Source organism: Hydrogenophaga sp., assembly GCF_026125785.1.
In the GTDB taxonomy this organism is placed as follows: Bacteria; Pseudomonadota; Gammaproteobacteria; order Burkholderiales; family Burkholderiaceae_C; genus Hydrogenophaga.
The window spans coordinates 18,224-31,615 of record NZ_JAHCKL010000031.1; the positions used below are offsets into that span (position 1 = coordinate 18,224).

Annotated in this window: 13 protein-coding genes; 10 read left to right on the forward strand and 3 right to left on the reverse strand. The window is 63.8% G+C overall.

Features of this window, described 5'->3' with window-relative positions:
* Positions 1–26: 26 nt before the first annotated feature.
* The 3 genes from KIT53_RS19365 to KIT53_RS19375 are packed head-to-tail and all read right to left on the reverse strand — an operon-like array spanning position 27 to position 4,068.
* Complete coding sequence (locus KIT53_RS19365; RefSeq protein WP_150359732.1) at positions 27–1,046, reverse strand: hypothetical protein; 1,020 nt, start codon at positions 1,044–1,046, stop codon at positions 27–29.
* A complete protein-coding gene (locus KIT53_RS19370) occupies positions 1,046–3,814 on the reverse strand; it encodes a DUF499 domain-containing protein (RefSeq protein WP_279735282.1) in 2,769 nt (922 codons plus the stop codon). The genes KIT53_RS19365 and KIT53_RS19370 overlap by 1 nt, the downstream gene beginning before the upstream one ends.
* Positions 3,814–4,068 carry a helix-turn-helix domain-containing protein gene (locus KIT53_RS19375; RefSeq protein WP_099605296.1) on the reverse strand — a complete coding sequence of 85 codons (255 nt, stop codon included), beginning with the start codon at positions 4,066–4,068 and terminating at the stop codon, positions 3,814–3,816. The genes KIT53_RS19370 and KIT53_RS19375 overlap by 1 nt, the downstream gene beginning before the upstream one ends.
* Positions 4,069–4,221: 153 nt before the next feature.
* Here KIT53_RS19375 and KIT53_RS19380 point away from each other — a divergent pair, with 153 nt between their 5' ends.
* The 10 genes from KIT53_RS19380 to KIT53_RS19425 all read left to right on the forward strand — a co-directional run.
* Positions 4,222–5,166, forward strand: coding sequence for a LysR family transcriptional regulator (locus KIT53_RS19380; RefSeq protein ID WP_150360007.1), 945 nt, complete (start codon positions 4,222–4,224; stop codon positions 5,164–5,166).
* Positions 5,163–5,441 carry an EexN family lipoprotein gene (locus KIT53_RS19385; RefSeq protein ID WP_099605294.1) on the forward strand — a complete coding sequence of 93 codons (279 nt, stop codon included), beginning with the start codon at positions 5,163–5,165 and terminating at the stop codon, positions 5,439–5,441. The genes KIT53_RS19380 and KIT53_RS19385 overlap by 4 nt, the downstream gene beginning before the upstream one ends.
* A 236-nt stretch (positions 5,442–5,677) precedes the next feature.
* Entirely contained in the window at positions 5,678–7,687 is a 2,010-nt protein-coding gene (locus tag KIT53_RS19390; protein WP_099605293.1) for a conjugal transfer protein TraG, read from the forward strand.
* A complete protein-coding gene (locus KIT53_RS19395; protein WP_099605292.1) occupies positions 7,684–8,148 on the forward strand; it encodes a ribbon-helix-helix protein, CopG family in 465 nt (154 codons plus the stop codon). Before KIT53_RS19390 ends, KIT53_RS19395 begins: the two co-directional genes overlap by 4 nt.
* The gene (trbB, locus tag KIT53_RS19400) at positions 8,145–9,227 is read left to right on the forward strand and encodes a P-type conjugative transfer ATPase TrbB (RefSeq protein WP_099605291.1); all 1,083 of its coding nucleotides are present in this window, start codon (positions 8,145–8,147) and stop codon (positions 9,225–9,227) included. The genes KIT53_RS19395 and trbB overlap by 4 nt, the downstream gene beginning before the upstream one ends.
* Complete coding sequence (locus KIT53_RS19405; protein ID WP_099605290.1) at positions 9,224–9,607, forward strand: TrbC/VirB2 family protein; 384 nt, start codon at positions 9,224–9,226, stop codon at positions 9,605–9,607. The genes trbB and KIT53_RS19405 overlap by 4 nt, the downstream gene beginning before the upstream one ends.
* Positions 9,604–9,876: a VirB3 family type IV secretion system protein gene (locus KIT53_RS19410; RefSeq protein WP_150359734.1), complete on the forward strand. Its 273-nt coding sequence runs from the start codon at positions 9,604–9,606 to the stop codon at positions 9,874–9,876. The genes KIT53_RS19405 and KIT53_RS19410 overlap by 4 nt, the downstream gene beginning before the upstream one ends.
* A 9-nt stretch (positions 9,877–9,885) precedes the next feature.
* Positions 9,886–12,345 (forward strand): conjugal transfer protein TrbE, encoded by a 2,460-nt coding sequence (gene trbE, locus KIT53_RS19415; protein ID WP_099605288.1) that lies wholly within the window; start codon positions 9,886–9,888, stop codon positions 12,343–12,345.
* Positions 12,342–13,097 carry a P-type conjugative transfer protein TrbJ gene (trbJ, locus tag KIT53_RS19420; RefSeq protein WP_297756048.1) on the forward strand — a complete coding sequence of 252 codons (756 nt, stop codon included), beginning with the start codon at positions 12,342–12,344 and terminating at the stop codon, positions 13,095–13,097. The genes trbE and trbJ overlap by 4 nt, the downstream gene beginning before the upstream one ends.
* A 24-nt stretch (positions 13,098–13,121) precedes the next feature.
* A partial coding sequence (locus KIT53_RS19425; protein ID WP_297756050.1) for a type IV secretion system protein occupies positions 13,122–13,392 on the forward strand: 271 nt, incomplete at its 3' end.

Below are 13,392 nucleotides of genomic sequence, written 5' to 3' on the forward strand. Positions count from 1 at the left end.
GCTCCGAAAAAAATGTTCCAACCCGTTCATCTACTTATCTCAAGCCAAGGTGACAGCACTTCCAGCAGCGAGAGACCACCATGCGTCAAAGTCGGGTAGCCGCCTTGGCTGCGCCACTTTCTGCGCCCCAGCGCCAGCAGGTGTGCGCCATGCGGGCTGTCGATTTGCAAGGCGACGGGAGGAACGAAGGGGCCTGCGTCGCCATTGCCTGCCTTGCTGCGACCGCTTGAAAAAGTCTGCTTGAGGTGCGAGGCAACCTCACCATCGGCATCGGGGAAGTAGCCCGTGGCGGCGTAGCCGTGATCGGATGTGATGACCAAGCGCCGCCCAGTGGCGAGGCGCTCAATAAAGCTCCAAAAGTCGTCACTGGAAAGTTGCTGCGCGGCATCTCTGGTCAGCAGCTCCAGACCTTGGCCCGCGCCGTAGTCGTGCAGCTTGACGTCTGGCCAGTGATGCCAGAACACCCAGTTCTTCGCGCCCGATGCGTTGTCCACCAAACCCTCGCAGTCCTTCCACGGCAGGTCGATGGTTTCGGTCTGCGCCGGTTGCAGCTTGTGGGCCAAACCGCCGCCGTTGGCTTGTAGCTGGCTGCGGCTGGTCAGCCCCAATGCGCGGGCGAACGGGTTGGTTTCACTGGGCAGTTCGGATGCTGTGGCGCCCACTGTGTGCAGGGTGAATCCACGATCTTTGGCTCCTTGCAGCAGCCAGGGCAGTTCGCGCAGCGAGAGGGCATCCAGAATCAGCACGGCGCGCGCGACGCTGTGGCCATAGCCGGGTTCGCTCCACCAACGCGCAAGCCGGTCTGAGGTACGTTCAACACCACAGATTTCGGGTTGGCCAAAGACCCGCCACAGATCCCAGCCGCTGGAGGCCAGGAACAAATCGAGCTCGGCAATTTCGCGGTCTCGCTTGACCACCTCGCTGGGGGCATTGCCTTCGGCCAGCGGTTTCGAGGCAATCTCCAGCACCCGATCGGTAATGATGCGCCACGCTTCTTTGGGACTGTCCTGGGTCAGGCGCTGCAAGATTTGAGCATCCAACGCCATCAGTTGTCCTCCTTCTCAAGACTCAGCTCAAAAGTCATGCCATCAGGCAGCTTCTTGAGCAGTTCCTTGAGCTGCGCGCCCGTAATCTGCGTGTTCTGACCAGCAGACACCTTGATCGAGACTTCTGCCACAGGCGTGGCCGGGCCAATGCCCCAGCCTTCGAGCTTGCCGATCAGGTTGAGCGGTGAGGTTGGCGGGTTAGAGAGCGGGGTGCGCGATTTGGCGGTGGTACTTGTGCCGCCACCAAAGATGTCGCCGCCATTCGGCAATGTGCCACCGCCGGGAGTGTTGTCGCCACCGGAAGGGGAGACGGGCGGAGTGGTGGTGCCGCCACCAAAAGTATCGCCGCCCGATCCACCGTTGCCGCCTGCAGGCGGCTGCGGCGCGGGTGGCGTGGTGCCTCCGGTCGCGGGCACCGCCGAGGGTTCCATCAGGAACACTTCATCAAGCTGACGCCCGGTGTAGGAGAGCTTGGGGCGCAAGCGCCGCCATGCAGTTTCCTCGTCCTCGCCCGCGTGGGTTTGAAGGTGCTCCAGATTGCGCAGGTTGATGGCGATCTTGCCGCGCGCACACAAGCGCAGGATGCGTTCCTTCATCGCGGTTTCCCCCAGCCAGGGGATGCAATCCTGACCCGCAGGGCGAGGCTCTTGCAGTTCACGCAGCAGCTTGCCGAGGGGGGCGTTCTCCGAGGCGGCTTCAAGAACGAGGTCTTCGAAATCTTCGGGAACAAAGAGGTCGTTGGTCAGGGTTTCTTCGATGCCCTCGGGGATTTGAGCACCTTGCTTTTTCAGGTGCTCGACACTGAACAGGGATTGCTGCGGGTTCTGGTGGTCATAGCGGTGCAGGATGGCAAACCGATCGAAGCGCTTCTTCAGGTTCTCGCGCAGCGTGCCTTCAAATTCCTTATGAAGTTTCTTGTATTCGGGGTTCTGCCCACTCCATTCCTGAGCCTTCATTTCGGCGCGGGCAAGGATGAGGAGGTCACGGTCCTGGAAGGCGTTGGTGGAGCCGGCACGGGGCAACAAGAAGCGAATGGTGTTGCGGCGCTTTTGCAGGTGGTCCTTGAGCCAGCGGCCCAGTGTCTGGTCCATTTTTTCCGGCTCATCTGGCAGCACCAGAATGGGCAGCCGGTCATCCCAGCGCTCCGGCTGCTCGGCTTCGTCGAGCGATGTCCACGGATCGTTCTGCCACGATTTTGGCAGGGCAATCACGCGGAAGGTTTTAGCGACCTCATCGCTGCCTCCGATGACGTAGCGCACCTGCTTGGCAAGCTGCACCTGATCGGAACCATCGGTGAACAGCTTGTCGTTGCGCGCGCAGGCCATCAGCTTGGCGCGGGGGTTTTCTTCCTCGCGGAAGACCAACCGTGGACCATCCTGGTGAATGTTGAAGCTGTTTTCGACAATGGTCGCCAGTTCGACCTGAAAGGCATTGCCATCTACCGGCTTGCTGCGGGTGATGTCCACCTGCAACGTGGCAGGATCGGCCCCGGCAAGATTGCCGACGGCGATGGAGCGGAGCCACAGCGCGCTCAGGATTTCTTGCAGGTGTGGGGCAAGGTTGGCGTGGTCGTACACCGCCTCGGTCACCGAAATGATGTTGTGCTGCGCTTTTTCGCGCAGGGTGCGGTGGTGTTCGTTGGACACTGAATCCAGCAGCGCTCCAATGCCCGAGGCATCGTCATCCAGCCGGAAATCAGCGGCAGTGAGCACAGGCACCGCTTCGCCCCGGCTCTTGTAGAGGTTGGCCAGGATGCGAATCATGTCGCGCGTTTCTTGCGCATCCGTGGCTATCAGCACCTGTTCCTCAAGCAGGCGCAGCAAGTGCGGTGCGTAAGGCCAGGACTCAGTGAATTCACGGCGCTTGCGATCCTGCTCGGCGGGCGGCACATCCAGCAGGCGGAAGTATTCGGAGACGTGTTGCGCAACCAGCGATTCGATGGTGCCGTCTGCAATCTGCAGACGGTTGTCGAACAGGCGATGCAACAGCATCCGCCGTCGATCCTGCTGGATACGCTCGGCATTGCCTCCCGCCTTGAAGTCGATGGCCACCGGGTTGACGCGGTGCACCTGCTGGTAAGCATCGCTTCCGCCATTGCGCACGGAGATCACCAACACGAGTAGGTCGGGGCGCTCTTTGGCGATCTCCGACAGGATCTGGATGAAGTTGAACGCCCATTGCTTCCAGGGGTACTGCTTGGTATTGGTCAGGCCGTCGTACCAAGTCTGGAATTCGTCGAGGAGGAGCATCGCGGGCCGATGCTCAAGCAGCTCGATGATGAGCTTGTCTGAGGGGATGTCGGTCTTGGCCGCTCCCATGCCTTCCCACTTGCCCTTGATGAATTCGCCGCGAGGGTGGCGTTCGAACAGCAAGTCCCACAGGAACTTGTAGCGTTGCCGGTGCAGGCTCTCGCCAATGACCAACATGCCATCGCGCAGTGCTATCTTGCCGATGCCGGGATCACCCAACGTGCTTGACCAGGAGTTGAGCCATGCGCCCGTCGATGCGGCATCGTTGACCGCGTGGTAGAGCGCTGCCATCAAGTGCGACTTACCCAGGCCGCGCTCGCCGATCACGACCACTGGCCGCCCTTGGTTGGGGCCTACGGCTTCGATGCCCTTCAGCAGATCGTGGGTGGGATAGGTGATCTCCAAGAATGCCTGTGCGGCGATCTGGGTGGCACCCGTGTTCGAGTCGTTGGAAAGCTCAATGGCCGTCCCTTTGAGGCGCTTGCCCCGAAACTCATCCCGAAGAGTCAATCCAAGCATTACTTACGCACTCCATCGTTGGTTTGGCCATTGGCCGTGTGGACACCCTCGCGCGCAGCGTCGAGTCCTTCCAAGGACTGCTGCTTGATCCAGTTGTCAATGTCTGCGCGCGAAAACCGCCACGTCCCTCCAACTTTGAAGGCTGGGATTTTCTTGGCCCCGGCCAACCTGTAGATCGTCCGTTCCGTGACCTTCAGGTAGTCGGCTACCTGCCTGATGGTGAGGATTTCGCCTTCGTTGTTGTCGGTGGGCATCGTGGGTGCCTTGGAGGTCAAACAATGGCAGGATTGTACAAAATTTTCATGTTTGGGTGATAATTACGCATCTCATGCGAATTTTTCAAGATTGCTGCCGGTCATAAGGCATGCGTGAAGATCGGGCAGGAAGCGTTGGCAAGAGGTAAAACAATGGAGCTCCGACATCTACGCTGTTTCCTCGCTGTTGCAGAAGAACTGCACTTTGCCCGTGCAGCCGAGCGGCTGCATATGGAGCAGTCGCCACTGTCGCGCGCCATCAAGGAGCTGGAAGAAGAACTAGGCGTGTTGCTGTTTGCCCGTACCACGCGCAGTACACGGCTGACCCGTGCCGGAACATTGTTCTTGGAGCATGTGCGCCGTGTGTTCGCTGCCTTGGAACAAGCGCGTGAAAGCGTGAAAGCGGCAGCAAACGGTTTTCATGGGCAGTTGCGCGTGGCCTTGTCGGATGGCATCACGCCGTCGCGCTTGCCGACCTTGCTGGCGTTGTGTCGCCTAGAAGAACCCGAGGTCGAAATCCGCTTCTTCGAGGTGCCGCTGTCGCAGCAGATCAAAGGGTTGCATGACGATCTGTACGACGTAGGGTTTGCCCAATCCGACGAAGTGGGCGACGGCATCGTCGCCATACCAGTCTGGAGGGACGCGCTCATAGTGACGGTGCCAGCCCGGCATCCGCTGCTTGCATTCAAGCGCATCCCTTTGGAGGAACTGCTGCGCTATCCGCTGGTTCTATGTGATCCGAAAGTGTGCGAAGGCCATGCCAAATTCGTCGATCGGGTGCTGCGCCGGGCCGACATGGAGCCGTTGGTCGCAGAACGGGTCGCTACGTGCGATCTGATGATGGCGTTGGTATCGGCCGGCCTCGGGCTTGGATTTACGGGCGCAGCGCGCATTGCGGCCAACCCCGACTCGGGCGTGGTGGCCCGACCGCTGGCTTTGCGCGTGCCGCCGCTGACGACCTACCTGCTGCACGCTGAAGGTCAGCCGTTCGATGTGCTTGCACGGTTCATTGAGCGCGTGCAGGCCATCGAGTCACCGGAAGCCCCAAGGCCCAAGCCGGGCCATTACTCCGATTCCCTGGAGGAACCTGCGCCATGAAAAGGATCATCCCATTCTTGCTTGCAGCCGCGCTGACTGCCTGCGGCCAGTCCGAAACGCCTCAGAAGGCCAACACATCGGAAGCGAATATCCCGACGGTGGAAGAACTGGCGGCCAACCCCGACCGGCTCAAGGAACTGCGCCAGCAATGCAAGACAGATCGCCCCAAGCTGGGCGACGTGCTGTGCAATCGGGTAGCCGAGGCCACGCGCAAGCGGTTCTATGGCGACGGCGAAACCCCATACACACCACCGAAGGAATCCCCCAAGTTCTGATTGTTGGCGGTTCGTCGCATCGACTTTATCTTTCTGCTCGACACGCTGCAATGCGCCTGCACTTGCGGCGCTTTTCTTTGGTTCGCCATCGCGCGCATTCTGTCTTTTTGCTCGACCTTTCTGCCCGAAACGGTCTTTGACCGGCACTGACCCGGCACCGATCCTGACGCCTGCGGCACGCCCTTGTGCCGCTTTTCCCATGAGGAATCAGCGCAGGAGAAATCGGAGGCCAGGTCATGCAAGGGACGAACGTGCTGTTCGGTCAGATCGCCGTAGTGTTCGGCATCGTGATCGCCGGCGTGTGGGGCGCCACACAATGGACAGCAGCGGCCCTTGGCTATCAGCTACGCCTTGGCTCGCCCTGGTTCGACTTTCTTGGCACGTCTATCTACCACCCTTGGAAGCTGTTTGAGTGGTGGTTCTTCTTCGGCGCGTATGCACCGGAGGTGTTCGACACTGGCGGCGCGATTGCCGGCGCCAGTGGCATGGTCGCCGTGTGCGTTGCCATTGCCATGTCGGTCTGGCGCTCGCGCCAAGCGCGGCTCGTCACCACCTACGGCTCGGCCCGCTGGGCGAACGCGCAGGACATTCGTAGGGCGGGCCTCACGCAGCCGGCCGGCGTGTTCCTCGGCCAGCACGACCGCCAGTACCTGCGACATGAAGGGCCGGAACACGTCCTGACCTTCGCGCCCACGCGAAGCGGCAAAGGCGTTGGCCTCGTAGTGCCGACGCTGCTTTCCTGGCCCGCATCCGCCGTCATCCACGACATCAAAGGCGAGAACTGGCAAATCACCGCAGGCTGGCGCTCGCGCTTCTCGCATTGCCTGCTGTTCAACCCGACCGACGCGAGGTCGGCCGCCTACAACCCGCTGTTGGAGGTGCGGCACGGCGCGCATGAAGTGCGCGACGTGCAGAACATCGCGGACATCCTGGTCGATCCCGAAGGCGCGCTGGAGAAGCGCAACCATTGGGAAAAGACCAGCCACGCGCTGCTGGTCGGGGCCATTCTGCATGTGCTCTACGCGGGCGAGGACAAGACGCTACGCGGCGTTGCGAACTTCCTCTCCGACCCGGCCAGCCCGTTCGAGCTGACCTTGCATCGGATGATGACCACGCCGCACCTGGGCCTGGATCAAGGAGGTATGCCGCATCCGGTTGTCGCTTCGGCTGCGCGCGAGGTGCTCAACAAGTCGGACAACGAGCGTTCCGGCGTGCTGTCCACGGCCATGAGCTTCCTCGGCCTGTACCGCGACCCCACGGTGGCCGAAGTCACGTCTCGCTGCGACTGGCGCATTGCCGACCTGATCGCGGCCAAGCATCCGGTGTCGCTGTATCTGGTGGTGCCGCCTTCGGACATTTCGCGGACGAAGCCGCTAATCCGTCTGATCCTCAACCAGATCGGCCGGCGGCTGACCGAATCGCTCGATGGGTCCGACGGCATCGAACGCCGCCACAAGCTGCTGCTGATGCTCGACGAGTTTCCGGCGCTGGGGCGCCTGGACTTCTTCGAGACCGCCTTGGCCTTCATGGCGGGCTACGGCATCCGCAGTTTCCTCATCGCGCAGTCGCTCAACCAGATCGACAAAGCCTACGGCCAGAACCATTCGATCCTCGACAACTGCCATGTGCGCGTGACGTTCGCCACGAACGACGAGCGCACCGCCAAACGGATCTCCGAGACGCTGGGCACGGCCACCGAGCTGCGCGCCCAGCGCAACTACGCGGGCCACCGGCTCGCGCCGTGGCTGGGCCACCTCATGGTGTCGCGTCAGGAAACCGCGCGCCCGCTGCTGACGCCAGGCGAGGTCATGCAGCTTCCGCCCGACGAGGCCGTGGTGATGGTGGGCAGCAGTCCGCCGATCAAGGCCAAGAAGCTGCGCTACTACGCGGACACCAATTTCAGCCGCCGCGTGCTGCCGCCGCCTGCGCTGGCGGACGGGCAGTACTCCGACGTGCCCCCGCTGCGCCCGGACGATTGGAGCGCGCTGGCGATTCCTGCCGTGCCAGTCGCACCGGTCACCGTTCCCATTGATGACATGGGCAGCGCCGACGACGGCGGCCCGCGCCGTCAGCCCGAACTCTCCGAAACCGTCGCCTACGACCCTGAGCTGGCCGCGTCCGCAGCCGACCTCGCACTGCTCGATGACGACGACCTGCCACTTCCCCTTCCTCGCCAGCTTGACCCTGCCATGCAGCGCACGGCCCGGCTGGCATCGCTGAACCCAAACGACGGAATCGAGCTATGAGCCAATACCGCCTGAATCTCTTTATCCAGTCGGAGCACGCCAAGCGCCTGGACGAGCTGGCCGCCAAGAAAGGCGTGTCCAAGTCGTCCATCGTCGCGGCGGCGCTCGCATCGTGGCTGTCGCCCGATGCCGCCGACCAGCGCGAGGCGGCCATTGCCAAGCGGCTGGATCGCCTCTCGCGCCAGGCCGAGCGCATGGAGCGCGACCAGAACATCGCCATCGAAACGCTGGCGCTGTTCATTCGCTACTACCTGACCGTCAGCACGCCAGTTCCCGAAGCGCACCAAGAGGCCGCGCGCGCCCAAGGCAAGGCGCGCTTCGAGCAATTCGTGGAGCAGTTGGGCCGCCACCTGCTGCGTGGGCGCAGCCTGGTGCGCGACGTGGTGGAGGAACTGCATCCAGACCCAATGCGGATGGAGGACGCGGCGGCGGCTGCGCAAGCACAGGAGCGTGCGTCATGAGTGTCGTTCCGCAATTCCCGCCCGAACCGCGCTCGTCCGCAGCGGCCTCGCTCGACCGGCGCATCCAGATGCTGCGCACGGCGATGGGGCCGTTGATCGCCGCTGCGCTCGAAGACCCGGACGTGGTGGAGGTCATGCTCAACCCGGATCACACCCTTTGGGTGGATCGCCTGTCGTCGGGCCGAGCGCCTATGGGCGTGGAGATGTCCGAGGCGGACGGTGAGCGAATCATCCGCCTGGTGGCCGCCCACGTCGGCGCGGAAGTCCATCGCGGCCAGCCGCTACTGTCCGCCGAGCTGCCCGAAACGGGCGAACGCTTCGAGGGCATCCTGCCACCGGCCGCGCCGGGGCCGGCCTTCGCGCTGCGCAAGCGCGCCATCGGCGTGATCCCGCTGGAGCGGTACGTCATCGACGGGATGATGACCAGCGCACAGGCGGGCTTTCTCGTTCGCGCCGTGCGCGAGCGGCAGAACGTGCTGATCGCCGGCGCCACCAGCAGCGGCAAGACCACGCTCGCCAATGCTTTGCTCGCCGAGGTCGCCGCCACCGGCGACCGTGTGCTGGTGCTCGAAGACACGGTGGAGCTGCAATGCGCGGCGCGCGACCACGTTCCGCTACGCACGCGGCATGGCGTCGTGTCGATGACCGAGCTGGTGCGTTCGTCAATGCGCCTGCGCCCGGATCGTGTCGTCGTTGGCGAGGTGCGTGGCCCCGAGGCGCTGGATCTCATCAAGGTGTGGGGCACGGGCCACCCCGGTGGTATCGCCACGATCCACGCGGGCTCCGCGCTCGGGGCACTGCTGCGCCTGGAGCAACTGATCCTCGAAGTGGCGGTGAACCCGCCCCGTGCGTTGATCGCCGAGGCGGTCAACGTGGTGATCCATATCGCCGGACGCGGGCGCAAGCGCCGCATCGAGAGCATCGCCCGTGTCGTCGGCTTTGACGGTATGGGCTACCGGCTGGTGGATTGGGGGGCGGACGCGCTGAAAACGCCGCTTTCCGAGCTGTCGCCACTTTCCGATGCCGCACCCGCTGCGGCGACCTCCCCATCCCCTGACTCACTTGGAGAACTGCCATGACGCAGATGATCGTTCCTGCTTTCCGTTTTTTTCCGAATCCGGCTTTGCGCCTTGCGCGACTGCGCAGCCTTGCTCGCCCTGCGGGGCAAGGGCTGCTGCTGGCCGCGCTGCTGCTGCTCCTGGCTGGAACCGCACAGGCCGCCGGTTCCTCGATGCCGTGGGAAGGCCCCTTGCAGTCGATCCTGGAGTCGATTCAAGGGCCGGTGGCGCGCATCGTTGCGGTCATCATCATCATCGCCACCGGCCTCGCGCTTGCCTTCGGCGACACGTCGGGCGGCTTCCGCAAGCTGATCCAGATCGTGTTCGGCCTGTCCATCGCGTTCGCGGCTTCGAGCTTCTTCCTGAGTTTCTTCAGCTTCTCTGGCGGGGCTGTCGTATGAGCGCCCCAGACACCTTCGCAGACGGCTTCGAGGTGCCGCTGCATCGCTCGCTGACCGAGCCGCTTCTGCTGGGCGGCGCGCCGCGCACCGTGGCGATCGCCAACGGCACGCTGGCCGCTGCTGTCGGGCTGGGCCTGCAACTGTGGATTCCCGGCGTGGTGCTCTGGATCGTTGGCCATTCGCTGGCGGTGTGGGGCGCGCGCGTCGATCCGCAGTTCATGGCCGTGTTCGCGCGGCACATCAAGCACCGATCGCTGCTGGACGTGTGAGGTGATGCCATGCTGAACCTCGTCGAATACCGCCAGCGGCCCGCGCTGCTCGCCGACTGGCTTCCGTGGGCCGGACTGGTCGCGCCGGGCGTCGTGCTGAACAAGGATGGCTCATTCCAGCGCACGGCACGCTTTCGCGGGCCTGATCTGGACAGCGCGACACAAGGCGAGCTGGTCGCCACGTCGGCGCGGTTGAACAACGCGCTGCGCCGCATGGGATCGGGCTGGGCACTTTTCATCGAAGCCGAGCGCCGTCCCGCCGCCGATTACCCGCGCTCGGAGTTCCCCGAGCCGCTTTCGTGGATGGTGGAGGAAGAGCGCCGGGCCGCCTTTGAGGAATCGGGCCACCACTTCGAGAGCGGTTATCACCTGACGCTGGTGTATCTGCCGCCGGAGGAGTCGCGCGCCCGCGCAGCCAAGATGCTCTACGAGAACACGCCGACGAATGGCGTGGACTGGCGCGAGCGGCTGCAAGCCTTCAGCGCGGAGACGGATCGCGTCTTCGACCTGCTCGATGGCGTGATGCCGGAAATCACCTGGCTCGATGACAGCCAGACGCTGACCTACCTCCATTCGACCGTCTCGACGCGGCGCTATTCGCTGGCGGTACCCGAAGTGCCGTTCCATATCGACGCGCTGCTGACCGATTCTGCACTGGTTGGTGGCCTGGCGCCCATGCTGGGCGACCAGCACCTGCGCGTGGCATCGGTGCGCGGCTTCCCGACCTCGACCTGGCCGGGAATTCTGGACGACCTCAACCGCCTGGGATTTGCATACCGCTGGAGTACGCGCTTTCTGTGCCTGGACAAATCCGAGGCGGAACGGGAGCTGGGGCGCCTGCGCCGTCAGTGGTTTGCGAAAAGAAAGAACGTCATCGCGCTGCTGCGCGAAACGATCTTCCAGCAGGAATCACCGCTGGTCGATACCGACGCCAACAACAAGGCTGCCGACGCGGACGCGGCCTTGCAGGAGTTGGGCAGCGATCAAGTCGCCTTCGGCTACCTGACGGCGACCGTCACCGTCATGGACGAGGACGCCGGCGCAGCCGACGAGAAGCTGCGCATGGTGGAGCGGGTCATCCAGGGACGCGGCTTCGTCACCATCCCCGAAACGCTCAACGCCGTGGATGCGTGGTTGTCGTCTATCCCCGGCAACGCCTATGCGAATGTCCGCCAGCCCATCGTCTCGACGCTGAACCTGGCGCACATGATGCCGGTGTCTGCCGTGTGGGCCGGGCCGGAGAAGAACGACCACCTCGACGGCCCGCCGCTGATCGTCACGCGCACCGATGGCGCCACTCCGTTCCGGCTGGTGACGCACATTGGCGACGTGGGCCACACGCTGGTGGCTGGTCCCACGGGCATGGGCAAGTCGGTGCTGCTCGCCACGCTGGCGATGCAGTTCCGCCGCTATCCCGGCTCGCGCATCTTCGCGTTCGATATGGGCCGCTCGATGCGGGCCACCATCCTCGGGCTGGGCGGCGAGCACTACGACCTGGGCACGGATGGCGAAATCGCCTTCCAGCCGCTCGCCCGCATCGACCGCGAGGGCTACCGCACTTGGGCCGCCGAATGGATCGAAGGCCGCTTGCTGCACGAAGGCGTGACCGTCGGCCCCGACGAGAAAACGGCTATCTGGTCGGCGCTGGGAAGCCTGGCCGGTGCGCCGGTGGAGCAGCGCACGATGACAGGCCTGTCGGTGCTGCTGCAATCGAATGCACTGCGACAGGCGCTCGCGCCGTATGTGCTGGGTGGCGCGCACGGCAAGCTGCTGGATGCCGACCATGACCGGCTGGGCATGGCCGACGTGCAATGCTTCGAGATGGAAGAACTGATGCACAGCAAGGCCGCCGTCATGGCCGTGCTGCATTACCTCTTTGCGCGCTTCGACGAACGCTTTGATGGTGCGCCTACGCTGCTGATCCTCGATGAAGCGTGGCTGTTTCTCGATGACCCGGTGTTTGCGGCACGCATCCGCCAGTGGCTCAAGACGCTGCGCAAGAAGAACGTCTCGGTGATCTTCGCCACGCAGTCGTTGGCGGACATCAAGGATTCGAGCATCGCGCCCGCGATCATCGAAAGCTGCGCCAGCCGCATCTTCCTGCCGAACCCGCAGGCGACCGAGCCGCAGATTCGCACGATCTACGAAGGCTTCGGCCTCAACAGGCGGCAGATCGATATCGTCGCCACCGCGCAGCCCAAGCGCGACTACTACTACCAATCCCGGCTCGGCAACCGCCTGTTCGACCTCGACCTGGGGCTGGCGGCGCTGGCGTTTGCGGGCGCGTCCACGCCGCAGGACCAGCGCGACATGGACGCGGTGCTCGCCGACGCTGGCACGCCCAGCTTCGCGGGCGCGTGGCTGCGCCATCGCGGCCTCAATTGGGCGGCTGACCTGCTGCCCTCGTTCCCCGGCCTTGCGCCGGGTTCCCTCCGTACCGCTGACCACCCCCAGGAGAACCTGCCATGAAAACCCATGCCTCGAAACTCGCCGCGCTGACCGCTGCCTGCGTGCTCGCCTTCGGTATCGCGCAGCCCGCCCATGCCTTGTTCGGCGTCGGCGACATCGTGCTCGACCCGACCAATCTGATTCAGAACACGCTCACGGCCGTTCGCACGCTGGAGCAGATCAACAACCAGATCCGCCAGCTCCAGAACGAAGCGCAGATGCTCATCAATCAGGCGCGGAATCTGGCGCGCCTCGACTACAACGTGGTCAATCGGCTGCGTTTGACGCTGGCGACTACCGAACGCTTGATCGCCGAGGCGCACGGTCTGGCCTACGACGTGACGAGCATCGACAGCGAGTTCGCGCGGCTGTATCCGCGCGAATACGCCGCGACCACCAGTGGCAGCCAGATGGCGCAGGATGCGCGCGAGCGTTGGCGATACACGCTCGACGGACTGCATACGGCGATGCGCGTGCAAGCGCAGGTCTCGCGCAATCTCAACGAAGACGAAGGCGTGCTCGCCGAGCTGGTAGGCCAAAGTCAGTCGGTTACCGGCGCGCTGCAAGCCGTGCAGGCGACCAATCAGCTCCTGGCCTTGCAGGCCAAACAGTCCATTCAGGCGCAACAGCTCCAGTTGACGCAGGATCGTGCCGCATCGTTGGAACTGGCCCGTCAGGCGGCGGCCACCGAGCGCGCCCGTGAGGTGCGACGGCGCTTTCTTGGCGAAGGCACGCCGTATACGCCGCAGACGGTGCGGTTCTACGGCGACTGAAGCACGAGCCCCGGGACGCGCGCCATGAACGATATCTCAGTGATCGATCGCTTCCTGGACGTCTTCTCGAACTACATCGACTCGGGCTTCGGTCTGCTTGGTGGCGAAGTCGCCTTCCTGACGGCCACGCTGGTGGTCATCGACATGACCATCGCAGGCCTTTATTGGGCATTGGGCCATGCCACCGGTCAGGGCGACGACGTGATTGCCAAGCTCCTGCGCAAGGTGCTCTACGTCGGCGCCTTCGCCTACCTCATCGGCAACTTCCACTGGCTGACCGGCATCGTCTTCCGTT